The 26,125-nt window shown below is 37.1% G+C and carries 18 protein-coding genes; 17 read left to right on the forward strand and 1 reads right to left on the reverse strand.

What is annotated here, in order from left to right:
- Positions 1 to 7: 7 nt before the first annotated feature.
- The 16 genes from ACTQY5_RS09270 (at position 8) to ACTQY5_RS09345 (ending at position 22,443) form a co-directional block, all read left to right on the forward strand.
- Positions 8 to 1,408, forward strand: coding sequence for an O-antigen polymerase (locus ACTQY5_RS09270; RefSeq protein ID WP_441369112.1), 1,401 nt, complete (start codon positions 8 to 10; stop codon positions 1,406 to 1,408).
- Positions 1,409 to 1,411: 3 nt separating this feature from the next.
- Positions 1,412 to 2,668, forward strand: coding sequence for a glycosyltransferase family 4 protein (locus ACTQY5_RS09275; RefSeq protein ID WP_441369113.1), 1,257 nt, complete (start codon positions 1,412 to 1,414; stop codon positions 2,666 to 2,668).
- 3 nt (positions 2,669 to 2,671) lie between these two features.
- Complete coding sequence (locus tag ACTQY5_RS09280) at positions 2,672 to 3,421, forward strand: SGNH/GDSL hydrolase family protein (protein ID WP_292297933.1); 750 nt, start codon at positions 2,672 to 2,674, stop codon at positions 3,419 to 3,421.
- A gap of 8 nt (positions 3,422 to 3,429) precedes the next feature.
- A complete protein-coding gene (locus ACTQY5_RS09285) occupies positions 3,430 to 4,890 on the forward strand; it encodes a flippase (protein WP_441369114.1) in 1,461 nt (486 codons plus the stop codon).
- A gap of 17 nt (positions 4,891 to 4,907) precedes the next feature.
- On the forward strand, positions 4,908 to 5,819 hold the full coding sequence (locus ACTQY5_RS09290) for an ATP-grasp fold amidoligase family protein (RefSeq protein WP_292297931.1): 912 nt from the start codon (positions 4,908 to 4,910) through the stop codon (positions 5,817 to 5,819).
- Positions 5,820 to 5,876: 57 nt separating this feature from the next.
- A complete protein-coding gene (locus tag ACTQY5_RS09295; protein WP_441369115.1) occupies positions 5,877 to 7,118 on the forward strand; it encodes a nucleotide sugar dehydrogenase in 1,242 nt (413 codons plus the stop codon).
- 281 nt (positions 7,119 to 7,399) lie between these two features.
- Positions 7,400 to 11,107 carry a YobI family P-loop NTPase gene (locus tag ACTQY5_RS09300; protein ID WP_441369116.1) on the forward strand — a complete coding sequence of 1,236 codons (3,708 nt, stop codon included), beginning with the start codon at positions 7,400 to 7,402 and terminating at the stop codon, positions 11,105 to 11,107.
- A 481-nt stretch (positions 11,108 to 11,588) separates the two neighbouring features.
- Positions 11,589 to 13,274: an ATP-dependent nuclease gene (locus tag ACTQY5_RS09305; protein WP_074739812.1), complete on the forward strand. Its 1,686-nt coding sequence runs from the start codon at positions 11,589 to 11,591 to the stop codon at positions 13,272 to 13,274.
- Entirely contained in the window at positions 13,271 to 14,791 is a 1,521-nt protein-coding gene (locus ACTQY5_RS09310; protein WP_441369117.1) for a UvrD-helicase domain-containing protein, read from the forward strand. The genes ACTQY5_RS09305 and ACTQY5_RS09310 overlap by 4 nt, the downstream gene beginning before the upstream one ends.
- A 231-nt stretch (positions 14,792 to 15,022) precedes the next feature.
- Entirely contained in the window at positions 15,023 to 15,883 is an 861-nt protein-coding gene (locus tag ACTQY5_RS09315) for an abortive infection family protein (RefSeq protein ID WP_074739810.1), read from the forward strand.
- A gap of 76 nt (positions 15,884 to 15,959) precedes the next feature.
- Positions 15,960 to 16,400 carry a P-loop NTPase fold protein gene (locus tag ACTQY5_RS09320; protein ID WP_441369118.1) on the forward strand — a complete coding sequence of 147 codons (441 nt, stop codon included), beginning with the start codon at positions 15,960 to 15,962 and terminating at the stop codon, positions 16,398 to 16,400.
- 58 nt (positions 16,401 to 16,458) lie between these two features.
- Entirely contained in the window at positions 16,459 to 18,429 is a 1,971-nt protein-coding gene (locus ACTQY5_RS09325; RefSeq protein WP_154487422.1) for a hypothetical protein, read from the forward strand.
- A gap of 134 nt (positions 18,430 to 18,563) precedes the next feature.
- Positions 18,564 to 20,531 carry a hypothetical protein gene (locus ACTQY5_RS09330; protein WP_441369119.1) on the forward strand — a complete coding sequence of 656 codons (1,968 nt, stop codon included), beginning with the start codon at positions 18,564 to 18,566 and terminating at the stop codon, positions 20,529 to 20,531.
- 722 nt (positions 20,532 to 21,253) lie between these two features.
- Positions 21,254 to 21,775 carry a hypothetical protein gene (locus ACTQY5_RS09335; RefSeq protein WP_154487418.1) on the forward strand — a complete coding sequence of 174 codons (522 nt, stop codon included), beginning with the start codon at positions 21,254 to 21,256 and terminating at the stop codon, positions 21,773 to 21,775.
- Positions 21,776 to 21,787: 12 nt separating this feature from the next.
- Positions 21,788 to 22,048, forward strand: coding sequence for a hypothetical protein (locus ACTQY5_RS09340; protein WP_022488212.1), 261 nt, complete (start codon positions 21,788 to 21,790; stop codon positions 22,046 to 22,048).
- 11 nt (positions 22,049 to 22,059) lie between these two features.
- Complete coding sequence (locus ACTQY5_RS09345) at positions 22,060 to 22,443, forward strand: protein-export chaperone SecB (protein ID WP_074707775.1); 384 nt, start codon at positions 22,060 to 22,062, stop codon at positions 22,441 to 22,443.
- Positions 22,444 to 23,428: 985 nt separating this feature from the next.
- Here ACTQY5_RS09345 and ACTQY5_RS09350 read toward each other — a convergent pair.
- Entirely contained in the window at positions 23,429 to 23,632 is a 204-nt protein-coding gene (locus tag ACTQY5_RS09350) for a hypothetical protein (RefSeq protein WP_195839591.1), read from the reverse strand.
- Between the two features lie 745 nt (positions 23,633 to 24,377).
- Here ACTQY5_RS09350 and ACTQY5_RS09355 point away from each other — a divergent pair.
- The gene (locus ACTQY5_RS09355) at positions 24,378 to 25,889 is read left to right on the forward strand and encodes a capsule assembly Wzi family protein (protein WP_441369120.1); all 1,512 of its coding nucleotides are present in this window, start codon (positions 24,378 to 24,380) and stop codon (positions 25,887 to 25,889) included.
- The last annotated feature ends 236 nt before the right edge of the window (positions 25,890 to 26,125 follow it).

Raw genomic sequence — 26,125 nt, forward strand, 5'->3', positions numbered from 1 at the left:
ATACCATATGAATATTTCTATAAAAAGAAACCTTGCAGGTCTCTTATTAATTTATGGTTTACTGGGAGCCATATTCTTTTATTTATGGTTGGATATACCTGATATATATTTCATAAATTATGGAATTTTACTTTTAGCATATATTCTTATTGGTGGAGTCACATTCTTATTTTGGAGCAGTGGAAAAGTAAAATTCTTTGAACCATTTACGATAATTTCTTTCTTGTACATGATGATTTTAATCATCTATCCGTTATACGATTATACGAATCTCAATGTATATAAGAGTGGAGTGGATACTTCAAGTGGCTGCATAAAAGGTACATTGATATTTATGATATCCTATCTGTTTTTTTGCTGCGGTTATTTTGGGAGTGCTGTTAAGAACAGAAAATCTACGTTTTTTAAGAGAATTGAACGATTGAATTCAAATAAAATGTCCTTAATTGCTTTTGTGTGTTGGATAGTTTCATTTGCTGGTGCTATGGCAGGGCAAATCAGTCGAGGGTTTTCTTGGAATTTTATTTTATCAATGGGATCGGTGGGGCAGGATGATATCATCGTTAATTCATCAAGCGGCGGCCTTCTATTTTTATTGATGCTTATCCCGACAATGATAGTATCAGAAATTATGATATTAAATTACAGTAAAAATGCGTTCTTAAAAACTACAACCTTTTTATTTACATTTGTTTTTTTGTTTATGCGCGGTGGGCGTATGCTTATGATTGATATGCTGGCAGCACCAGTTATTTTATGGTATTTGAAACAAAAAAAATCTCCCACAGTTAGAACGATATGTGCATCTTTTGCAGTAGCTATTTCTTTATTTGCTGTTTTACAAATTGCCCGGCAGGATATTTCTCAAGGTCATGATTTCAGGGAAAGTTTAGCTGATAATTTATTTTCTGTAAAAACTTATATGTCTGTTCTTGATAGTGATTTTTCTACCTATAAAGTCTACTATGGAATTGTGAATGCATTTCCTGAGCAATATGATTATCTATATGGGCGGGGAATGATTGGATACACAGCAGCTCTGATTGTTCCAAGAGCTCTTTGGCCTGATAAGCCTGATGCACCGGAACGCGAAGTAGTATACGATGCAATGGGGCAGGAAGCAATGGATAACGGAAATGCTTACCCTAATATAGGGATTTTCTACAGTGAATTTGGTATTGTTGGTACATTGATTTTGATGTTTCTTTATGGTGTAGTTATGTCGAAAATTAGAAAATTATATAGAATGGAAAGTGAACCAGCTCTTATCTTATATGCTTGTTTGTGGCCGTTTTGTTTTCAATTGACTACCCGATCTTTTTCAAATGCAGTATATACGCTATTGTTTGGTCTTTTGCCAATGGGTGTATGCTGGTTGCTTTCGAGTAATAGAAGAAAGGAGTTCTAAATTTTGAAAATTATCGTTTGTCATCCAGCTCAACAACATTCATACAGACTTGCAGCGGCTTTAAAACAAAAAAATTTATTGGACTCTTATATTACTACAGTTTATTACAAGCCTAAATCTTTTACACGTTTCGTAGCTGCTTTGCTTAAAGGAAAATTTAAGAAAAAGGCTGAAGGCAGAAGGACAAGCGAACTGGAGAATAATGAGGTCATACAATTTTGTGAAATAGAAGGTCTTCTTAAATTACTGGCTCTTAATATCCCTTTTTTCTTTCGCTTTTACAACAAATTAAAATATGATACAGCGGACCACTTTGCCAAAAAGGTAGCATCTTATGCAATAACACATCATGTAGATGCAGTTGTTACCTACGACGACTGCTCTCCGCTGCTTTTTGAAATATTAAAGAATCGGGCTCCCCAGATTTTAAGAATTTTAGATGTATCTGCTGCTAATCCTCTATATATGCGGAGAATTTACGATAAAGATTTGTTGATGACCCCAGCTTTTGCGAAACGTTTAAAAAATGAGATGTCAAGATGCTGGAATCCTGTTATTATGGATAGGGCAGAACGTGAAATAGCAGCTGCTCAAAAGTTCCTTGTACCCTCAAAGTTTGTATCTACGTCTTTAAAATATTCTGGAGCTGAAGAAAGTCAGATGCTCTACTGTCCCTATGGTGTCGATGTTTCTCAGTTTCCTCAAAAAAAATATGATGATGCAGATAAGATAAAATATCGGCCACTCCGCTTTATTTATGTGGGCGGTGTTAAAGAATTAAAGGGAATATCCTATTTGTTGGAAGCGTTTCAAAACATTCCTAAAAAGGAAGCAGAGCTTACTGTAGTCGGTGCATTTAATCCCAAAGATAAGGATATACAGCCTTATGTAAATCGGGTTCGTTTTACAGGCATGGTTTTGCATTCGGAAATTCCAAAGTTACTACAGAAAGCTGATATTTTTATATTTCCATCTCTTGGGGACGGATTTGGCTTGTCTGTTTTGGAGGCCGCTACAGTAGGGCTGCCTCTCGTTATTTCTGAAAACAGTGGAGTAGCTGATCTTATTCAAAATTTTGCGGAAGGGATAATCATACCGATACAATCTTCTGAAGCTATACAAAATGCTGTGAAATGGTTCATTGATCATCCAGAAAAAATCCAATCCATGGGGAATGCTGCAAGGAAAAAAGCATTGGAGTATACTTGGGAAAGATATTATAAGACAGCAGTTAAAGAAATCCAGAGGGGTCTTATGTAAAAAATGAAAAAAATAATTCTACTTGGGGATAGTATTACGCAAGGACTGGGGAGCAAGAAAATAAACTTTACTCAAGCTCTTCAGGATAGATTGGGCTCCTCTTATAGTGTTGAAAATATGGCTTTAACAGGGACAACAATTTTATACGCTAAGCAGATTTTAGATAAAATTATAGCAAAGAAGCCCGACTACGTAGTCATCCTTTATGGAAATGTGGATGCTCAAATACGACCTAATAGAAAAGGTACTATTTTTCCTCATATCCCTGGTCGATTTCAGAAAAATGGTATGCTCATGCCACGGCCTTTTTATTCTCATTCAATTCTAAAAAAGATAGGGCAAAAAATAGATAATAGTTTGCGTAGATTCTTTAGTTTTCTTATCTATAAGTTTGACGGTGCTGAACAATGGGTTGGAAAGGAATTGTTTCAAGAAACATATGGGTTTGTTTGCCGACAACTCTTAATGAGAGAATGTCAGGTAGTAGCATGTTCTACTGTTTTTATTGATGATGCAGTATTTCCTGGCAGTCTAAAACAGTATAAGATTTTTAATAGTGAAATTTCGGCAATAGCAGTAAAATATCACTGTATGTTTGTTGATTTATATAGCCCTCTTGAAAAGGGTGTGAAGGAATCTGGATGGGAAGCTTACTATAATTATGACCATTTTCATCCCAAAGAGGGTGGGTATAAATTGATATCAGATATATTAGCACAACAGATTCAGCATGTCTCTATCAGCAGGAGCTGACAAGTATTATGGGAAAACTGGTTAAAAATTATATATATAATGTGCTATACCAGATATTAGTATTTGTTGCTCCGCTGGTTATGGCTCCTTATTTAACTAGAGTCTTAGGAGCAGAGAGACTTGGTATTTCTAATTACGTGCTGACCATTGCTACTGCTTTTGGTACTGTGGGTTTGTTAGGTACGCAAAATTATGCTATTAGAGAAATAGCTTATGTTAAAGATTCCCCTGTAAAATTGGAAAAAACATTTTATGAAATCTTAGAGCTTCGCTTAATATTAGGACTTTTAACACTGATAATCTATACATTTTATATTAGATTAGCATCTTATCCATATCTTATGTTAATTATGACCGTATATATAGCAGCTTGGTTTATAGATCCATGCTGGTTTTTTATTGGTATGGAAGATATGGGGAAAGCAGTAGCAAGAAATTTTTTTGCTAAGGCAGCGAATGTTATCGGTATTTTTGTAATAGTGAAATCACAGGAAGATTATGTGAAATATATCTGGCTGTTGTCTTCTATGACATTTATAGCCTCATTACTGGCAATTCCTCAGCTTTGGAAATATTTTAATATTCATTTTGTGAAGGTTTCTTTCTCCCGTATTATTTTTCATGCAAAGAGATCTCTCGAACTGTTCTGGCCGCAGATGGCAATTTTGGTTTATCTTTCTGCAGATAAAATTTTATTGGAATATTTTATTTCGCCTGCTTCCGTGGCTTATTATGATCAAGCAGAAAAAATCATAAAAATTCCTCTTTCCTTTATAACGGTATTGAGTACGGTTATGATGCCCCGGCTGGCTAATCAGTTTGCCAGTCACAATGTAGATAATATTAAGGAATATCTTTCAAAAACGATTCAATTTTCTTCAATGCTGGCTTTTCCTATGATGCTTGGAATTATGGGGATTGCTTCTAACTTGATTCCTTGGTTCTTGGGAATAGAATTTTTGCCTGTTATCCCAGTTATTTGGGCTTTGGCTCCGTTAATCATTTTCGCATCTATGGTAGGTATCTCAGGGGATCAGTATTTGGTGGCCACTGGCCAGACACGGGTACTCACATTGTCATATGTCATAGCAGCATTGGTAAATGTTTTAGTCAATATTGTTTTAATTCCTCGATATGCTGAAGTAGGGGCTGCCATTGCTACAATTTGTGCTTATGGGGTTATCCTAATTATCCAGTATAAAGTTTTGCTTCAAAGAACCTCGTTGTTAGATAGTATCCTTGATTCTTTTAAATATTTATGGAAATCTCTTCCCATGTTGCTGTTGGTATTATATTTAGCAAAAGTAATGCCTGCAGCTCATACAACAACTTTAGTACAAATTTTGGCTGGTGGATTATTATATGGGATGGTTTTAATAATATCAAAGGATAAAATGGCGTTGCTCTTGATAGAATCATTTTCAAAAATGATGGATAAATTAAAATTAAGAGGAAAGAATAGTAGGTAAGAAGTTGGTGATTTGTTATGGATATTATCAAGAAGTTAATAAGATATATTTCAGACAGTAATTATCGTTTGGTGATAAATACCAGTCGATTAGGGATGAATAGAGATGTTTCTGATGAAGAGTATTTAAAAAGAGCTTTCAAAGCTTTTCATGGCTATGAACCAGATTTAAAACATCCTAAAACTTTAAATGAAAAAATGCAATGGTTGAAACTCCATGATCGGAAAGACATATATACTGTTATGGTAGATAAATATGAGGCTAAAAAATATGTAAGTAAACTTCTTGGAGAAAAATATATTATTCCTACATTGGGAGTATGGGAACATTTTGATGATATTGACTTTTCACAGTTCCCTACTTCGTTTGTCCTGAAATGTACTCATGACAGCGGTAGTGTGGTTTTGGTTAAGGATAAGAATCATTGGGATAAAGATGCTGCCAAAAAGAAACTGGAACGTAGGCTTGCCAGAAATTATTATTGGTCCGGCAGGGAATGGCCATATAAAAATGTAAAGCCAAGAATTATCGCGGAGAAATTGGTTGATTTAAATCCGACTGATTATAAGTGGCTTTGCATCAATGGTGAACCTAAAGTATTGTGTATATGCATGGATAGACAGAAAAATGCTTTGTCATTCGATTACTTTGATATGAATTTCAATCACCTGCCTTTTGAATGGGTCCATCCCAGTTGCGGAAATAAGAAGATTAAACGTCCTGCGAAATTTGATGAGATGAAGAATTTAGCAAAGCAACTTTCTGCGGATATCCCAGAGGTGAGGGTCGATTTTTATGATATAGATGGAGAAATTTATTTTGGAGAGTTAACTTTTTATCACGAGAGTGGTTTTGCTCCTTTTTATCCCAAAGAGTGGGATTTCAAATTGGGACAATTATTAGACTTGAAAACTATGAAGCACAATTGAGTTAAAATAATGGACTTACAGGTTAAGAATAAAATTGATAAGGAGAAGAAATAAAGAATGTCTAAAATAAATATCGCAGTAGCCGGCACAGGCTATGTAGGTCTGTCCTTGGCAACCCTTTTGGCACAGCATCATCATGTAACTGCAGTGGATATCGTTCCGGAAAAAGTGGAACTGGTAAATCACCGGAAATCTCCTATCCAGGATGAATATATTGAAAAATATCTGGCTGAGAAAGAGCTGGATATGACAGCTACTACGGATGCAGCCGGGGCATACAAGAATGCAAACTTTGTTATCATTGCAACCCCTACTAACTACGATCCTCAGAAGAATTCTTTTGATACTTCTTCTGTAGAAGCTGTTATTAAGCTGGTAAAAGAATCCAACCCGAATGCCATTATGGTCATTAAATCTACCGTTCCGGTGGGATACACAAAACAGATCCGGGAGAAGATGGGAACGAAAAATATCCTTTTCAGTCCTGAATTCCTGCGGGAAAGCAAAGCACTCTATGATAATCTCTATCCCAGCCGTATTATTGTAGGAACGGATTCAGATGATGAGAAACTGGTACAAGCTGCTCACACCTTTGCTGGTATGCTACAGGAAGGGGCCATCAAAAAAGATATTCCAACTCGCTTTATGGGATTCACTGAAGCCGAGGCTGTGAAGCTGTTTGCTAATACCTACCTGGCCATGCGGGTGTCTTATTTTAATGAACTGGATACCTATGCAGAAGTAAAAGGGTTGAGTACCCAGGAAATCATCGATGGTGTCTGCTTGGATCCCCGGATTGGAGAGTTTTACAACAATCCTTCTTTTGGTTACGGCGGATACTGCCTTCCCAAAGATACCAAGCAACTGCTGGCCAATTATGCTAACGTTCCCGAAACAATCATCAAGGCTATCGTCGATTCCAACAGGACTCGGAAAGATTTCATTGCAGATCGGGTCTTGGAAATGGCAGGATATTATCACGACAACAGCAAGTATGATCCGAAAAAAGAACAGACTATAACCATAGGTATCTATCGGTTGACTATGAAATCCAACTCCGATAATTTTCGCCAAAGTTCCATTCAGGGTGTCATGAAACGAATCAAGGCTAAAGGGGCTCAAATTATTATCTACGAACCAACACTGGAAGATGGGACGACCTTTTTTGGCAGTGAAGTGGTCAATGATTTGGATCAGTTCAAGTCTAAAAGCCATAGTATCATCGCTAACCGCTATGATCGCTGCCTAGATGATGTAAGAGAGAAGGTTTATACCAGGGATTTGTTTGGGAGAGATTGAGGAAAAGGGAATGCCACCGCTGGGATGAGCGGTGGCATTCCCTTTTTGTAATAGGGATATTGACAATACACAGGATTTCCCACAGATCTAATTTTAGCTATGATATAATACTTACATAAATTTAATTAGGCAAGTAGGAAAATAAAACCGGTAGTCCTTATTATATTTTGAACCAATGGCTCTGGAAGTTGTAAGAATTAGAATTCCATATCGCTATAAAATATCAAATATTAATTGGACAGATTGTACAATGACAATATTGCACAGCTAGGAGGGATAATATGGCCTTGAAAAAAGCTATGAAAGAAATTGAACAAAATGAAATGAAAAAAGATTACAAGAACAAATATAATAATCTTGCCCCTATAAATACTTTATCACAGGATGATGTCTATATTCAGGCTTTAAATTGGGCTTTTAATGATTCCTCAATTAAAAATATTGCATTAACCGGGCCATATGGAGCCGGTAAAAGCAGTATTTTACTTTCTTTTTTGAAACAATATGACAACATAAGAAAAAATACATTGACCATATCTTTGGCAAGCTTTATCGATAAGTTACAGGAGAATCAAGATAAGAATTCTACTGAAGATAAGACTATCAGACTCGATATTGATGAGATTGAAAAAAGTATTTTAAAGCAACTTTTTTATAAAGTGGATCCTTTAAAAATACCACAAAGCCGTTTTCATCGAATCCGTATAGTAAAAGATGAGGACATTTTCTTTAATATTGTGAGTGTATTTATTTTTCTCTTTTTCTGTATTTACTTTTTTTGGCCTCAAAAATTTAATTATTTAACCAAATCAATTTATTATGGATATTACCGTATTTTTCCCGTTTTATGCAAAAATCTAATTAACATATTTTCCTTTGTTACCTTTATTGGCCTTATTTTAGCAGGAATCTGTTTAGTAAAAAAAATAGTAAAATGGATAGTAATATCTTTTCATCTGAAAAGAGTAACCATTCAAGGTTCAATTCAAGCAGAAACAGGAAATGATGAAGAGTCCGTATTTGATAAAAATATGGATGAAATTATTTATTTTTTTGAGAGTACCCAATATACTACTATATTTTTTGAAGACCTCGATCGTCTGCAAAATAACAGATTGTTTGTGCACCTAAGGTCTCTTAATAATATGTTGAACCAATGCGATGTTTTAGAACAGCCGATTCGGTTTGTGTATGCTGTTAAAGATGATATTTTTGAAAAAGAAGACCGTACTAAATTCTTTGAATTTATTTTACCGGTGATTCCTATTATTAATGCTACGAATTCAGGGGAAGTGATTCGCCAATGGGTAACAGAGCGCAATTATGGAAAATTTTTTGATGAAGATTTTATTGATGATATTGCTCCGTATATTGATGATATGCGTGTGCTTCAAAATATTTTTAATGAATATGAGATTTATAAAGATCAAATTATCAATAGGACTGGATTGTATTTAGAGAAAAAGAAATTGTTTTCGATTATCGCATTTAAAAATATATATCCATCTGACTTTTCCGATTTACAGGATGAGAAAGGGATAGTAAAGGAAGCCTTTTCAGAAAAAGAAAAAATCATTAAGAAAAAAATACAAGAGTTAAATGATTTGCTTGAAAAAGAAGAAGTAACATTTAAAAATTTAAAAAATGATGAGTTGAAAAGTGTAAATGCGATTAAAAGTGCAATGCTTGCTGATTTTACAGATTGGAAGGGAATTGCTACGAAGATTTACGTCTTCTCATGGAAAGATAATGAAACCTCGTCTGATTCTTCATCATTTGATTTTAAAGAGATCATGAATGCAAATTTTGATTTGAGGGAATTAAAAAATATTAATAGATGTGAAATACATTATTATCAAGGTGAACTTTCACAAAATTCTCTTTATGAAAAAGTTGAAAAGTATTATCCAGTATGGCAGCGTCATTATAAGTATGATGGAAAGATAGAAGAACTTAAACTTGAAATCAATGTTGCACGTGAGAAAATAAAAAAATGCCGTAATATGACAATGAAAGAGCTTTTAGACAGTGAAGAAAATGATGTTTTTCCTGAAAAAATCAAGGAAAATAAACTGTTGGTATTTTTGCTGCGTAATGGTTATTTGGATGAGACATATGCCTCTTATATCAACTATTTCCAGGCAAACAGTACAACTTATGACGATAGAAATTTCATTTTGTCGGTGAAGAATAGGGAATCTTTGCCTTTTAACTACAGATTGGCCAAAATCTCTCAAGTCATTAAAAAATTAAAGCTTGGAGATTTTGACTATCCGGCAGTGTATAATTTTGATTTACTTAATGAAATGCTCCTGCACGTAGAATCCTACAAAGAGAAGATTGAAGAATTTATGAAACAATTGGGGAGAGATGATAAGAACAGATGGAATTTTATAGATGAATTTGTTGAGAATACTTCATCACAAGCTCTTTTTATAAAATATTTAGCACATTATTGGCCGAACATGTGGAATTATATTTTTGAATCCTCGTTATTAGAGCAGCGTAAGATATTTTACTTGAAGTTACTAATTGATGATGCTAATGTTGATGATCTTTGTCTCATGGATAAATCTGGTTCATTAAGCACGTATTTTAGAGAAACTCATGATATTTTACAGAAGCTTCATGATGTTGATGAAGAAAAATTGATTGATTTAATAGATCAGCTGCAAATTCAATTTAGCCAAACCGAGTTGAATGGGGTCAGAGAAAAGCTGGTAGATCATATCATACAGCAACGAATGTATCTTCTGAATCCATATATGCTGAATCAGATTATTTCCTGGAAGTTTCCACAAAAGGAAAATGCAGCATTGAAAGAAAATTATACGGTAATCTTAGCTTCAGATATAGGCCCCGTACTGGAATACATAGATGAGAATATTGAAGAATACGTAAGAAAAGTTACTCTAGCAAAAGAAAATACCCAAGAAAGTAATAAAGCGGTTGTTGGGTTATTAACTAAGACTATTGAGAATAAGGAACTTTGCTGTGATGTTATCAGGCACGAGGAGAAAATAAAGTTTAACGATTTGGCAGATTGTAATATTGAACAGATGGAAAAACATAAAGATTCCGTAAAGGCAATTTGGGATCTTATCTTGGAAGAAAATAAAGTCGCAGCTTCCTGGAATAATGTTCTAGTCTACTGGAAATACTTTGGAGTCACTAAAAATCTGGTTTCTTTTGTTGGTGTAAATTGTGCAAAGTTAGACAAATTGGATAATGAAGATGATAATTTGAAATTCGTTATTCAATTCATTAAGTCAGATTTGGTTGATGCTTCTTTGTTGAAAAAAATAAACCTTGGCTTAGTCTTTACAGATGCAGAAGATATTATTAAGGGAGTTCCCAAGGATAAAGTTAAAGTTTTGTTAGAAAAAGGTGTTATCCCATTTACGTTAGATAACTTATATTTACTGCATGATAATTTTGATGATGAAGAAATAGTGGCTAAATTTATTATCGCTCATCAAGATTTGTTCTTTAGCAAAATTTCTAAAGGCAGTGCATGGGTAGATTATCTTTTGGAATATCAAAATTTAATTTTAAACTTGATTTGTCAAGATAAAATCAGTACTGAAAATAAAAATAAATTGATTGCATCAATAGATGCAGGTACTATTGATTTAAAAATTGCAGTAAAGATAATTGAGCTGAAGTTAAAAATTGATAGAGAGCAATTTCATGAGATGTGGAATCAAATTGATCAAGCTGATCAAGTCAATCAAGAACTAAGAATTAAGTTATTGTACCAGTATGCTGAATTGCTAACAGCCAATGATTTCCAAGATATTTTCCAACAGCTAAAAGATCAGAATCCTGCTTTTGAGAAGTTGGCTCAACGTGAGGCAAGAAAGCTAGTAAAACTTCCCAATACACCTGATAATAGGAAACTGGCGAATTGTCTAGTGAAAGTGAAATATATTACTCCTTGGAACGAGAGTGATACTGAAATTGAAATGCGAATAAAGAAAGTACAATGATTTAAGTTGTGCTAAGGTGATGGGACAGTTTAACCATGGAAAGTTGAGGGAAAACGGCCAAATAATTAAATCAGGTGGGGTTTAATTCTGAAAGCTGCAATAATAGTGTTGAATGGGTTGTTCCTTATTTGGAGAGTTCGAGGAAGAAGGGAGATATCAGGGATTTGTTCTGGAGAGGTTGAAAAGGAAAAATGCCATTACTGTGATGGGCGGTGGCATTTTTCTTTAATGACATAAATACTAACAATATACCGGATTGTCCACAGAAGGACGTTTTCTCGTGATATAATGAACGGAGATATATTTTTATTACAAACAAAAATACAAATGACCATTTACCTAACGGCTCATTTATAAATAGCAGATTTTACAGATGCATTGGCAGGATATATTTAAACGAAGGCTTAGCAATCTTATCATTTAAGGTTTTGTGCACTTGGTTTGGCCATTTATTGTAATAGAAAAAAGGAAGGTGTAATTCATGAAATTCGATTCGATTACTATTAAAAATTTCCGAAATTTCGATAATATTACTGTTAAACTAGACAATAAAAATGTGTTCTTTGGGATGAACGATGTGGGAAAAACCAACTTTCTCTATGCTCTAAGGTATTTATTCGATAGAGAAATTCGAAAAAGGAATCTTATTGACACGGATTTCTATAAAAAACATACAAATAAGCCTATTGAAATTACGGTTAGCATCGATATCAGTGATATAAATGATCCAGATAGTGAAAAACTGCGGGCAAAAGTTAAAGGCGCCTTGAGAAGCGGTCAAAACACTGTTTTTATCCAATTAAAAGCACAATATGATTCTAAAGATATGAGCGCAAATATAGAACTATCATGGGGCGGAGATGTTACCCAATTAGAGCCAATAAGAGCGAAAGGCTATACTTTCGATATTGATAGTGTGTTTAATGTCATATATATAGATGCTTACGTTAATTTATATGGGTTATTCAAGAAGAATACCGCAATACTACTGAAAAACGATGAAGATCAGGATCGAGATACATTAAATGAAATCAATGAAGGAATTAAAACGCTAAATAACAAAATATCATCATTATCTGGGATAAAGAATTTTGAGAAAGAAGTGACTCCAATTTATGGTAATTTTCGTGGTGATGATATCGAAGTTACTATAAAATCAGAACTGGCTGTTAATGGATTATATTCGAATGTTGTCCCTTATATAAAGGTTGCAGGGAGTGAAGAACTCTACCCAACTTCAGGAGAGGGACGGAAAAAATTATTGGTTTATGCAATTTACAATATATTGGCAAGAGAAAAAGATGAAACCAAAATAAACCTTTTTCTTATTGAAGAACCGGAAAACCATCTTCATAGAGCAATACAAATAGCACTGTCCCATGAAATTTTTGTTGGGAAAAAATATAAATATACTTTCATGACTACTCATTCCTCATATATCTTAGCAGAAATGGATAAAGTAAATTTGGTGAGAATATTCAATGATACAAAAGTCGATTCAGCTAGTTCATTTTATACAGTACCGGAAGGATTCGAAAAGTTAAAGAAACAATTAAATAAAGGACTTGTTGAAGCAATTTTTGCGGACAAAGTTTTACTGGTTGAAGGCCCTTCAGAGGAAGTCCTTTTCGAAAAAGTATTAGATGAAAAAGAGCCAAAATACCCAATTATGGGTGTATATATATTGGCAGTAAATGGAATTGATTTTAGTCCTTATGTAAAACTTCTTAAGGAACTACAAATACCGTACGTAGTTAAAACAGATAATGATCTGCGAAAATCAGGAAATAAAAATAAGTATAAACCAATCGGATTTTCTAGAATTAATACCATGATTGGCGAAGAGCTGTTGCCCGTAGATCCTGTTGATGAAGATGGTATTGAAAGTAGAAGAAATCTATATGATTTGAACAAAGAAAAATTAGATGATATCAGGAAAAATCACCATATCTATTTATCAAGAGTAAGCTTGGAAGAAGATTTGGATGAAGTCCTCCATGATAATATGGTTCAGTATTTACCGGAAGCAGATGGAGATATCATAGCATATCTTAAAGGGCATAAGAAATATAATATGATAAAGCTTGTAGAGAAGCTGACAAACGAAGATTGTGAGAAAATTTTCCATCATTATAATTTTGCATGTTTGGAGGAAATTCTGAAATGAGTTTATCGGAAATCCAACAGGAAATTGTAGATACGCATGGCAATATGATTGTGAGCGCAAGCGCAGGGACAGGTAAAACGCATACAATGGTTGCCAAGATAGAGAAGGAAATTGAAGACAACCATACGCATAAGGTGATTGCTGCAATTACCTTTACAGTGAAAGCGGCAAAAGAAATAAAAGAAAGATTGAAAATAGATAGCTCTGATCACTTTATTGGAACAAATAATAGCTTTGTTATCGAAGAAATCATAAAACCATTTGCTAAGGATGTATATGGCGATGAATTCAAAGGTGACATAAATACGGACTACTCTATAAAGAAAAATACGTTTGAAGAGGGCCTAGCTTACCTTTCAGAGTATAAAACAATTTGTTCTTATGCTGACAACGAAAAGAATTTTGTATTTGACCTTGCCCTGAGAATAGTAAAACAATCAGCAGCATGCAGACTCTTTTTAAAAGCGAAATATATCAAAATTTATGTTGATGAGTATCAAGACTGTGACCAGATGATGCATGAATTTTTTATGTATATCTGTAAAACACTTAAGATAGATTTATTTGTCTTAGGGGACCCCAAACAATCTATTTATATTTGGCGGGGAGCATATCCGGAGGCTTTTAGGAGTATTTTTTTGATGGACGATTTCCAGAAAAAAGTATTAAGAGATAACTATAGATCCTGCCAACAAATACAAAATTATTCCAATCTGCTGACGGATGAAACCCGAAGTCTATATACGCCTTGTAGCGATAAAAGTGCTATTTTGCTTGTTAACGCAAATTCGTATAATTGGGTTGGGAAAGTCTGTGACCATTTAGATTTGAATAAGACATGTGCTTTGCTGCGATTTAGTAATAGAAATGCTCAAATAGGTGCAGAAGAACTAAGTCAAATGGGAACTCCATTTACATATATACCAAGAACTCCGATTTCGGATATTACAACAGATGTTTCTTGGTTATATAATGCAATTGCGCAGTATTTTATCCTAAAAGAATATTCTATTTATGATTTTATGGACGAAATACCAGAAGAATCTGTTGGTGATAGAAAAATCAAACAATATCTTAAGGAAAAGTTAAATTTTATAGAGAAAGCATTGAATAATAAGCTTTATGGAGATGTAATTCAAGAAGTAGAAAACATTGCAGCTTATTTCGGATACACTAGTTCAGAAAATAATATAAAAAAATTGATAGCTACAATTAATGATGAAGAATATCATGCAGCATTTAAAATGGACGAATTGCAACATGTTTCTATAACATTTCATTCTTCAAAAGGACTTGAATTTGATCAGGTAATTGTTTTTGCGAACGACTATCAGTTAGATGATAATGATAGTATTTGCAATCATTACGTTGCTGTAACAAGAGCAAAATCAAGGGTAATAATCGTTAAACTTTGTGATTATAAGCAATATAATGGGATGAAATATTTTGATAATCTGACAAAGATGTTTGAAAAGGCAGGAATTCGTCCTGATGATGTGATGCAAATTATTGAGTAAAAAAGAAGAGAAGCTTAGAAAAGAGAATAGGAGACAGTGTTAAAAAGACATTTTTAAATTCCCAGGAAATTTTTTAAAATGAATGCGTCTAAAACCTTCAGTTCTAAAAGAAGCAAGAGTAATGAAAAATAGGATGTGGCTGTTTGGTTGGAATGAAAATGGCAATTTCAGATTGGCTCTAATTGGCTAAACCAGATAGGCTTTAATAGGGTTCTAAAAGTGAGGATTATCATGACAAACAATGAAAATAAATTCGACTTATTTATTGGGTTATTTAATCGCGATGGATATGTTCTTGATTTTAGTAATGCCAGATTCGATACATTTACTGCCAAATGTGTAGGAACGGCAATTCAAGCAAAATATAAATTATCAAAAGGCAAATCATTGAGAGAATACTTGTATGATCCAGGTGTTAAGAAAAACGAAAAGTGGAAATTGGTAACGGATTTCTTAGAATATTATGAGCAAAAATATGAGCAGGAATATAACCCAGAGTTAGGGGCAGATGATTATGTGCCTGGAGTTCATGCTTTTGGAGTAGAATTTAATAAAGGATATAGAAATTTATATTTTAAATGTAAAAAATTATTAATAGAGCATAATAAAATAAGAACAAGCTGTATAGCTCAATCAGATTTAATCAAAAAGAATTTATTTACCAGTGCATATTTAAAGAATGAAATAGATTTGATGATAAGTGAAATACAATCAAATCCTACGGATGCAATAGGAAAATCGAAAGAACTTATAGAATCTTGCTGTAAAACAATTCTATCTGAAATGCATGTAGACTATGATAAGAAATGGGACTTATCGATTTTAACGAATAAGACCTTAGATTTATTAAAATTAACTCCCAAGACGATAGATGGTAATAGTCCTGTGAGTTCGCAATTAAAAGCAATTTGTGGAAATTTGCGTGGCATCGTTACGAAAATCGCTGAAATTCGAAATGTATATGGAAGTGGTCATGGAAAAGGAGATGGGTTTAAAGGGTTAGAAGCAAGGCATGCTCGTCTTGCTGTAGACTGTTCTGCAACATTTTGTGAATTTATATGGAGTACATGGAAACAGCAAAAGCAAGGATAATAGGGGAGCGGTAGGAAGCAGCAGATGTGCTTTCTACCGTAAGCGCATAATAGCTTCTTAGAGAGGGAAAATAAATATGAAGAGACTAGAATTGATGCCAACAGATGAGAATATTTTAAAATCGCTGCAAGAAGATATATTTGAACGGAATCAGGAGTTGCAGTATTTCATAAAGTTATTAAACAGTATTGAAGGTCCCTATAGTATCGCAGTAAATGGAACCTGGGGAAGTGGAAAAACATTCTTCGTGAAACAGGCAAAAATGGTTTTGGATGCTTATAATACAGACTTCGATATGATAGATGAAAAAAGAAATGCAATAAAAGATAGCCTCAAACTGAAAGATCAGCAAATTAAAAATCAATGCTGCATTTATTACGACGCATGGAAAAGTGATTGTGATCTGGATCCAATTTATTCTTTGATTTGCAGTATCACGGCAGGATATAAGCATTTTAATGAAAAAAATTTTAAGAACAAAGATAATTTTCCTGGGGATATTTTAAAAGGGATGTAGCCAAGGGGTAAAGTAGCCAAATAATCAAAACAGATGGGTTCTAATAGGAGTGATAGACATGGATGAACGGGAAAGGAAATCTGAAAGAATTAAAGCCTATGACAGGACTGATTTGGCATTTAAAATTTATTATGATGAATCTATTGCGTATATAAAGCAATTTCCGAATGGTAAAATATGTAAAAATATCAATGATGTACTTGAAGAATACAATATCGTTAAAATTATAGAAAGAGCGGAAATCAAAACTGCCGATTTGGATAATATCGAATCTTGGATACAAAAAATAAAGTCAGCATGCTTTCGGTATTTTAAAGAGATCCATGATAGTAACATAATAGAAGAATATAGCAGGGTCAATTGTCTTTATTTTGATGATTTTTGGGAGATGTTTGAAAAGGGACGCGTATATGAGCGAATTTCTTCTGATTTAATCGAACGGATTCTCACAATGGAAAATGGCAATGCTCTTTTTTATATTTTGCAGAACAGGAAGATTGTTGAAAAATATAACGTACAGTTAAGAGAGTATATGCTTGCGCATCCTAAAAGTGCAGAGATACTGATTAAAAAATTTATAGAGAAAAGTGATTCCTTTCAACCAATATTTTATATACCTAGTACGCTTAAAACGAATGAATATGAGCTGATTTTACAAAAGTACATTGAATCAGAAACAGTGAAATGGAACTATTTGGACGTCCTTTCAAAAGCGAAATCAACTCGAGAATTTCCTGTTTCAGATCGATTCAAATATAAGTGCAAAAAAAGAATGGAAGAATTGGGAAAAACAATTTTTAAAAAGGATCAGGAGATTATTTCTTCTATTACTGTTGAAATAAAACCATTAACTTCAATTTGTGCTACAGATTTAGATAATCCTTTGGATGTGAAAATTGGTTATGATTCTAATTGGCTGAATAAATTCACCGATTTTTCTACTATATTAAACAACTTTATTCATGTATTTGAAGTTACAGACTATATGGGAAGATTAGATTTTGTTAAGCAAAAATGCGATGAAGGCAGTCTTTCATATTTTATAGGAGTACATGGTAAATATGAATATAGAATGGAGCCTTCGCAGCAACATCGTCTTACGAAGTCGTTGATATCTCTTCAAGCGTATTACAATTTTTTGAAACAAAGAGGCATTAACCTTATAGATGTTTTCGTATGGTTTTTTGAAAACTATTTGCCTAATGAATTTAATGTAACTGGTTTTACATTCAATGTTTCAGTCGAAGGAAAATCTATTTTAGAACTGATAAAATTAATGTTTATTGAGCTAGATGAGATATTAAGAAAATATTGCCTTTATGTTACCGATGGATTCATAAACCAGGAATTATTTGAAATATCTTCCAGCCCTATAACAATAGGTCAAATACCGTCTATTTTGGAAAAAAAGTATTTATATATTAAAAGTGAAGATCTGAAGAATATGCTCTTTTGGATTTTTTCTGCAAGCAGTGGGTTAACGTCTATTGCTAGAGATACCCCAAAAGGTAATAATTTTATTCATGAAAATAACTTTTACTCATTGGTCAGAAAGAATCCGATCTATTACAATGACTTTTTTCAGAGACCTAGAGCAATAGTTAATGTCTTAAAAGATAAAGGAGTTCTTCAAATTGAAGATGATGGTAAGATTTCATTAAATGAAATGAAGTGCCAGGTTTTGAAGCAATTATATGAGTATAGGGTGCTTAATTTTTATTGTTTGAAAAAAGATACTCGGATCAAAGCGTATATAGAAGAATTACTTCAGAATGGTGAATTGGAATATAAAGATACTTTATTTAGTGAACCCGAGGCAGATTTCTTTAACTATATTTTGAATAAATCCAAATATAGTGATGGCTTAGATTTAAGAAACAGATATATCCATGGCAGTTATTCCAAAGATGAAAGAAAACAAGAGTGGGATTATCTGATTGTCCTTCTTGTTGTTGTTTCAGTCATATTGAAAATTAATGAAGAGTTTTGTTTGAAGTATCCAAAGGAAAATTCTATTGAGTGGTGCTGATGGGAAGTGGAGGTGACTAGGGGAATTGGGAACATGGGATTGCTTTCGAAAGGCAGCCTGAGTCAGTTTCCAGGCAGTTTTAATGGCTTATAAATAAATTAATATTTTTTTATGCGATACGAAGGAGTATTGGAATGGCTGACAGAGAAAATAAATATGATAGAGTTAAAGCATATGATAGAAATGATTGGTCTTTTGGTTTGAATGTTTCCAGAGCAGAAAAATTATTGCAAAAACTATCGCTCGATGAACCTGTAAAAAATGTTAATGATGCGATAGAAGCATATAATGTGGGAAAAATATTATCAAACCCGGATGTTGAGATTAAGAGTATAAAAAATTCAAAAGAAGTACAAGAAAAATTGAAAAAACAGTACTTTCGTTTCTTTAATCAAATAACGAATACAAATATGGTGGAAATCTATGAAGCAATTAATATTAGATATTTAGATGATTTTTGGAGCTTATTTGAAAAGAGCAACAAATATAAAATTATTGATGAAAGCATTATCAGGCAACTTTTAGATTGTGAAAATCGAACCATTTATTATATCCTGCAAAATAGGAACACCACGCAATCTTATGGAAAATGCCTGCGGGAGTATATGCTGGCAGCAGAAAAAAGCGCTGAAATCTTAATTCGTAAATATATTGAAAAAAAGCCCCCGACTCAACCTACAATAAATATACCTGATACGTTTACTGGCGATGATTATAAAACAATCTTGAATAAATATATAGATTATCCTGGAGCTAATTTAAATTATTTGCGGGCTATTTTTAATGCGCCGAATTCAGGAGAATTTCCTATAGATGAGCACATTAGACTTAAAGTAAAAAAAAGGATAGAAGATATCGAAAAAAAGATATTTGATCCAAATTCTGCAATACACACCTCGATTACAATAGGCATTGGAAAAACCCGAAATCCTGTAGATACAGAATATTCAGTTCCACTAAACTTAAAAATTATTTATAGTGAAAGTTGGCTGAAAAAATATTTAGATTTTCCAACCATTCTTAATAATTTTATATATTTAGTTGGGCTGATTGATTTGGACGGAAGATGTATTTTAACTGAATATGCCACTGATAAACCAAGCTTTTTAAAATTTATAGGCGTTAGAGGGAAAAAAGAATATCAAATGAGCCTTGTTCAACATATGAGAATAAATGCAATGGTTTCATCTTTAGCAGCCTATCGAGATTTTTTACAAAACTTCCATGTGCGATTGGAAGATGTTATACCCTGGTTCTTTAAAGAGTACTTAAAAAATGAGTTTCAAGCCGAGGGTTTCTTATTTGGAGTGCCAACTATCATTGATGCTGATGCTGATTCCTCAATACAATTATTGACTCAATTTGACCGGGTATTGAAAGAATTTCATTATTATGCTTCGGATGGTACCATTAATCAAGAACTTATGGAGATGTCATCGAATCCTGTTCCCATTAAAGCAATATCTTCTTTGTTAAAGGATAAATATTTATATGCGAATAGCCCTGAAATAAAGTATACTATGGTTCAACTCTTCTCGGATCAAAGTGATTTAACAATAATAGCAAAGAAAGGACAAAGTGATGAAAAATATACATATGAAGAAAATTTTGTTTCTTTGATAAAGAAACATCAAGTATTTGATCAAGATTTTGAGAATTATCAACGAGGCGCATTACAGCTTCTGAAAAAGAAAAATGTTATTGAAATAGCCTCGAATGGGTTAATTAAATTGAATAAAATAAAGTGCAGCATTTTATGGGAGCTTTATGAATATGGGGTAATTAATGCATATTACTATAACCGAAATCCCCGTAGAAAACAATGTATTGAAAATATGATAGCAACTGAAGATGTGAGATATGAGAATACTTTATTTAGCATTCCGGAACAAAATATTTTAAATTATATTTTGAATAAATCACAATACAGTGATGGCACTGATTTACGAAATAAATATATTCATGGAACTTATTCCCTAGATAGGAACACGCAATATAATGATTATCTGATGATTTTATTGATTGTTATTGTGACGGTCTTAAAAATCAATGAGGAGTTCTGTTTGAAGCATCCGGAGGAGAATTTTATTGAGTGGTGCTGATGGGGCGTGAAAGTGGGAGACGCTTTTCATGCTTACAACAATGGAGGGAACCCACCAGTGGATTCCTTTGAATGGAAACGCAGCCTGCGGCTGCTAACCCACCACCCATGCTGGCGCATGGATACCCCAGCTACGGCATATGCGACCTCGCTATCCGCTAAAGCGGATGCGCCCTGCTTACGCCCTTGTAAAGGGCGGAGATATAATTACAGGTTCAGCATAAAAGAAAGGCGTTCTTCATCAACCACTTTTCCCCATTGTCATCATGGGAAATTCCCCATTTTCACCAGGGTTCTAGCGTCGGGTTAATTTGACCAAGTAGAGTCGGGTTAAAATGACCAATTTCAGTCGGATTAAAACAGCCAATTTGCCTGGAGACATTTTAAATGGAATGTGGCCAGGCAGCTGCTTTCCAAGATCATATAGGATGGGGGAAGTATGGTGTGGCGACTTGGTTGGGCTGAAAATGGCGATTTCAGATGGGCCCTAATAATAGTGATTAGGTGGTTAAGTGGATAAGTGGCTAGGTGATTTGGGTCGTTGAGCCGATTTGCTTATCGAGAGTCTGTATAGAGGTCTTTTAGTAGGGAAAATTTTAAAATATCAACTTACTTTATCAATTGATTCAAGAATACCTGTTCGGAGTTTACAAAATGAGAGAACTTTGTTAGAATAATTAAATGGAACAGTATAAGCATTTTTCATGATTTCAGGAGCCAGCAATGTTCAAAGAAACAGTCTATCATGGAACAATACAGCAAAAAGCTGACGCTATAGTAAAAGAGGGATTCATAGAAAGCAGTAAAGATATTGAATGGCTTGGTACAGGAATCTATTTTTTTGCCAAGCGGGAAGATGCTGAATTGTGGGCAGAAAATGAGGCTGCGAAGAAAAAGAATAAAGTAACAAAACCGTGTCTTCTGCAAGCTAATATCTTTTGTAATGATGACGAATTTCTTGACTTGGATATAGAAGAGAATATGGCTGAAATGGAAAGAACAATTCTTCCATTTTTGGAAAAAGGAGAAGAAGGACATCCTGTTATTAATGGCGACAATAGCGGTGTAAAACTGCGATGCCTAGCATGCAATTTCTACAAGAAATTGAAAGGAATAAAAATTTTGGCCTATTCTTTTCCTAAAAGAATCATGGTTAATAAACTTGGGTTTCGTGTTTGTTTGAAACAAAGACAATATGCTGTGAGCAGTAATAAAAATATTGGGGAAGTGAAAAAGTTTCGATAGGAGGCAGTCGAAATGAAAAACAGTGATCTTAACGCATTATTAAAAGAATGCTGTTTGGAATTGGGCATTGAATGGGTAGATGAACCGGGTCCTGCTGTGATAGATGGGCAAAAGGCAGACGAGTATTTCAAAGATCATACCATTTTTCCTGATACGAAGGATATTGCTTTAGTTTTGGAATATCCTGACGGAAATGATGGGAATGAGATGGATTCAGATTTGCCTGTTGATATTTTAGTAGATACTACAGATGAAATTTTAAAGGCCGCATAGAAGGAGACAATATGGATTTTCAGGAAAAACAGCTAAGCAGTTTGCAGATGCAGCATTTGCATGTCAAGGATATAAAGTTCTCTGCAACTGGAAAAGAACCAGTTCGACCTACTAAAATGAATGTTGCATTTCATGTGGATAAAAATGTCCAATCTGACAGTAAAATGGCAGTGGAATTAAGTTGTGATATTGATATTCCCGAAATTGCTCAAATGCAAGTAAAATTAGCTGCTGATTTTGAGACAGATGGGAATGTTCCAGTTGAAAGCATGCTAAAAAATGCGATTGCCATCATGTTTCCATTCTTAAGAAGTCAAGTTACCTTGGTTACATCACAACCAAATTTCAGACCGATCATATTACCAATTATTAATATTAATAATCTGGTAAAATAACCAGGAAAGCCCTTTAAAGCTGGAATATCATTTTCCATCTTTAAAGGGCTTTCTTTTATTTTTTAGGAATCAGGTGATTGCCGAACGAATGAATACAGACCACTAGGCGGCCTGGTGGAGGGACGCCCGTTGGGCGGCACCCTACAGGGATGGAGAATTTTCGATAGAACAGCATGTGTTCGACAGAAAAGGTGCGGGGGGGGGCGGGACGCCCGGCAGGCGGTTGGCATTTTTCAGTTTTCTTTCCTCCGACTCGTTCCCGGGGCGCAAGGAGGTTCCAGATGCGCGAAAGTGGGAATTTTTGAAAGTGGCATAGTACATAATGGTACATGCCTCTTTCAAAAATTCCCACTGACAAAGCAGATGGGGCCTTATTGTGTCCCGGTTTTGTGTTCACCACATGTGCATGGTGCAGCAATCTGTCTAAAATGGTTGTCGCTGATGTGAATGTCAAAGAAAAAGTAAGCCACGCGCTTGCCAAAAATTGAGCCACTGTGATCATGAAAAAGTGAGTCACACAGGGGGAGAAAGTGATTAGGAGGTGAAAAGCAGCAGGGCCGCTTTTCAGTCTCACGCTCAGCGTCTCACGTTTCATGCCGATGATCATGAGCTGACAGGCACTAGGCTCTAGCGGAAGGAGGGAACCCGCAGGGCGGGTTCCTGGGAACGTATAAAAAAGGGAGGCCGGGACGGGCGTGCCTGCGGCTCGCCCCTACGCCGTTGGGGTCGGAAGTTGGATACAACGGTCACAGGAACGGAATCTTCGATAACTTCGTTTCTGTGAATTTCCGTTGGTCCTTTGATTCCAACGTGGTAGGGGCTTCCCGAAGGGGAGCCCGTCCCGGCCGCCGGTTTTTCATGTTCAAAGGCAGATGCGTGAGCATCTGGCATCCGAAACGATGAACGACCAACGATGAACCAAAAGGCCGCCGGATTTTCCGGCGGCCTTTCCATTGGGGAGGAAAACGCCGGGGCGTTTTCCAACCTAAAGCAATCCATGCAATTTCCCCAGTTTCTGGATCTGGTCCAGAGAGTAATGGGTGATCCGGGAAATGGTTTCCATGGGGATCTTTTCCTTCAGCATGGCGACAATGTTGGATTCCCGTTCTTCCTGACGGCCTTCCTGTTTTCCTTCTAAGCGGCCTTTTTCCAGGTTCTTTCTTGCAATGGCGTGTCCGATACCGCACATGGTTTCCGCCTCCTTTTTCATCGCTACGGTCATAGGGATGTTGTATTTTAGCTAAAGAATACGATTTCTATATTGTTAATTTTATCATATTTGATGGGGATGGGAGGAAGGGGAAAAGCGGCAGGGCCGCTTTTCTGTCTCACGCAGATGGTCATGAGCTGACAGTCACTAGTCTCTGGTCTCTAGCGGAAGGAGGGAACCCGCCGGGCGGGTTCCTGGGAATGTATAAAAACCGGAGGCCGGGACGGGCGTGCCTGCGGCTCGCCCCTACGGCGTTGGGGTCGGATGTTGGATACAACGGTCACAGGAACGGAGTTTTTGACAACCCCGTTTCTCTGATTTTCTGTTGTATCTCTGACCCCAACGTGGTAGGGGCTTCCCGCAGGGGAGCCCATCCCGGCCGCCGGGTTTCATGTTCAAAGGCAGATGCACAGCATCTGGCATCCGAAACGATGAACGATGAACGACCAACGATGAACAAACGGCCGCCGGATTTTACGGTGGCCGTTCCATCTTGCTCCTGATCCTGGCGGGCCGCCCGGCGTGCGGCCCCTACGGACCCGTGATCACTTACCCACTTACCCACTTACCCACTTAATCACCTAATCACCTAATCACCTAATCACCTAATCACCTAATCCCCCCTCCAATTCCTCGTCCATTCACCTGCATATATGGTATAATTACTTGTCTACACAAATCCCAGTACTGGGATGATTTTGCTGAAAAAGGGGGCTTTTGTGCTATGAAACATACTTTTGCTGTGGTGCTTGCTTTGGGGCTGGGCCTGGCTGGGGGGCCGGGGACGGCACTGGCCCAGGTGGCGGCCAATGTGCCGGTGGACAGCCGGTATTATGAGACCATTGACAAACTTTCGGGGATGGGGTACCTGTCTTCGCTGCCCAACGGGGCCCGGCCCTACAGCCGTCTCCAGATGGCCCAATGGGCCCTGGAAGCGAAGGAAAAGGCGGCGGAGAAGCCTCTTCCCGGGTACCTGGAGGCGGATCTGGCGGATCTGGAATCTTATGTGGCGCCGGAGGTGGCGGCCCTCCAGGGCAACGGCACCGGCGGGGACGGGTTCCGGCTCCGGTCTTTCCAGGTGGGCACCGGGTATCTCCATGGGGACAGATTCTCCTACCGGGACAGCCGGACGGCCAGTGAATGGGCTCCGTTTGCCGGGACCAACGGCCACAAAAAGGGACGGAACGGCAGTATGGCCGGGGAAGTGGAGGCGTCCGGGAACCTGGGCCATGAGGTGGCCCTGGGAATCCGGGGCCGGGCGTCCTGGGACAAGGACAACGAAGGCACGGCCAGCCTGGAGGAAGCCTATGTGAAGACCCGGACCGGGGCCTGGGCCTGGGAACTGGGCCGGCAGGCCATGACCTGGGGACAGGGGGCCAGTGGCCATCTGCTGCTGGGGAACGGGATGAAGCCTCTTACCACTCTCCAGGCCCATCTGAATGAACCCATCCAGGCCGGGGGCTTCCTGAAGTTTCTGGGCCAGGTGGATTTCCATGCCTTTTACGGCCGTCTGGACGGGGACCGGGCGGAGGATGCGGCCCGGTGGGGCCGGAAGGATTACAACCATCCTGGGCTTTTGGGGCTGCGGCTGGATGTGACTCCCACCCGGTGGCTGACCTTGGGGGCTTCCCGGATTTCCATGCTGGGCGGGGATGAAAACGGTCTTTCTTCTCACGACTGGGGGAAATGGATTTACGGCCACAATGCGGATACCAGGGACAAATGGAACGATATCGGGGGCTTCGACTTCCGGCTGCGGCTGCCCGGGGTCCAGTTCTACGGAGAGATGTACGGGGAGGACCAGGCTCACGGCATGCCGTCGGACTGGGGCTGGCGGGGCGGAGTGTACCTGCCTCAGCTGACCCGGGACGGATCCTGGGATCTGGTGGCGGAAATGGCCCACACCAACAAGGACTGGTATGTCCATGGCACCTACCAGGACGGCTGGACCTACAGCGGGGACATACTGGGGGACTGGATGGGCAATGACGCCCGGAAGTACTATGTCCGGGTGAACCATTATTTCCCGGGAGCGGACCGGCTGGGGCTGTACTACCAGCGGACGGAGAAGGACCGGGGCAGTGACGGGCCGGTGATCCAGGAAACCGGGCTTACGGGACGGAAGAAGCTGAAGGACGCGGTGTATCTCAACGGGACGCTGGGGTATGCCTCCATCAAACAGGGGGCAAAGGACCATGCGCTGTTTGCCGGTGCGGAGGTAGAGTGGGATTTATAGGCGAGTGAAGAGTGAAGAGCAGGCCTCTGGCCGAGGGGGCATCTCACGTCTTACGCGGTCGGAGAGCATCTGCCGGAGGCAGATGCTCTTGAAGGAGAACGCAGCCGGGGGCTGCTAACCCACCACCATTGCGCAAGCGCAATGGTCCCCCGCCCTTGCAAAGGGCGGATATATGTGGGTGGGGTCGGATGTTGGATACAACGGTCACAGGAATGGTGTCTACGAGAAACCCGTTT

Source organism: Acidaminococcus sp. HCP3S3_H5 (genome assembly GCF_052122235.1).
In the GTDB taxonomy this organism is placed as follows: domain Bacteria; phylum Bacillota; class Negativicutes; order Acidaminococcales; family Acidaminococcaceae; genus Acidaminococcus.

Bases quoted from the DNA above. Each gene is read 5' to 3' on its own strand.
- ACTQY5_RS09305 (WP_074739812.1), top strand. From the start codon at position 11,589: ATGAAATTCGATTCGATTACTATTAAAAATTTCCGAAATTTCGATAAT.
- ACTQY5_RS09350 (WP_195839591.1), bottom strand. From the start codon at position 23,632: ATGTGCGGTATCGGACACGCCATTGCAAGAAAGAACCTGGAAAAAGGC.
- ACTQY5_RS09280 (WP_292297933.1), top strand. From the start codon at position 2,672: ATGAAAAAAATAATTCTACTTGGGGATAGTATTACGCAAGGACTGGGG.
- ACTQY5_RS09320 (WP_441369118.1), top strand. From the start codon at position 15,960: ATGAAGAGACTAGAATTGATGCCAACAGATGAGAATATTTTAAAATCG.
- ACTQY5_RS09295 (WP_441369115.1), top strand. From the start codon at position 5,877: ATGTCTAAAATAAATATCGCAGTAGCCGGCACAGGCTATGTAGGTCTG.
- ACTQY5_RS09310 (WP_441369117.1), top strand. From the start codon at position 13,271: ATGAGTTTATCGGAAATCCAACAGGAAATTGTAGATACGCATGGCAAT.
- ACTQY5_RS09315 (WP_074739810.1), top strand. From the start codon at position 15,023: ATGACAAACAATGAAAATAAATTCGACTTATTTATTGGGTTATTTAAT.
- ACTQY5_RS09345 (WP_074707775.1), top strand. From the start codon at position 22,060: ATGGATTTTCAGGAAAAACAGCTAAGCAGTTTGCAGATGCAGCATTTG.
- ACTQY5_RS09355 (WP_441369120.1), top strand. From the start codon at position 24,378: ATGAAACATACTTTTGCTGTGGTGCTTGCTTTGGGGCTGGGCCTGGCT.
- ACTQY5_RS09330 (WP_441369119.1), top strand. From the start codon at position 18,564: ATGGCTGACAGAGAAAATAAATATGATAGAGTTAAAGCATATGATAGA.
- ACTQY5_RS09285 (WP_441369114.1), top strand. From the start codon at position 3,430: ATGGGAAAACTGGTTAAAAATTATATATATAATGTGCTATACCAGATA.
- ACTQY5_RS09335 (WP_154487418.1), top strand. From the start codon at position 21,254: ATGTTCAAAGAAACAGTCTATCATGGAACAATACAGCAAAAAGCTGAC.
- ACTQY5_RS09340 (WP_022488212.1), top strand. From the start codon at position 21,788: ATGAAAAACAGTGATCTTAACGCATTATTAAAAGAATGCTGTTTGGAA.
- ACTQY5_RS09270 (WP_441369112.1), top strand. From the start codon at position 8: ATGAATATTTCTATAAAAAGAAACCTTGCAGGTCTCTTATTAATTTAT.
- ACTQY5_RS09290 (WP_292297931.1), top strand. From the start codon at position 4,908: ATGGATATTATCAAGAAGTTAATAAGATATATTTCAGACAGTAATTAT.
- ACTQY5_RS09300 (WP_441369116.1), top strand. From the start codon at position 7,400: ATGGCCTTGAAAAAAGCTATGAAAGAAATTGAACAAAATGAAATGAAA.
- ACTQY5_RS09325 (WP_154487422.1), top strand. From the start codon at position 16,459: ATGGATGAACGGGAAAGGAAATCTGAAAGAATTAAAGCCTATGACAGG.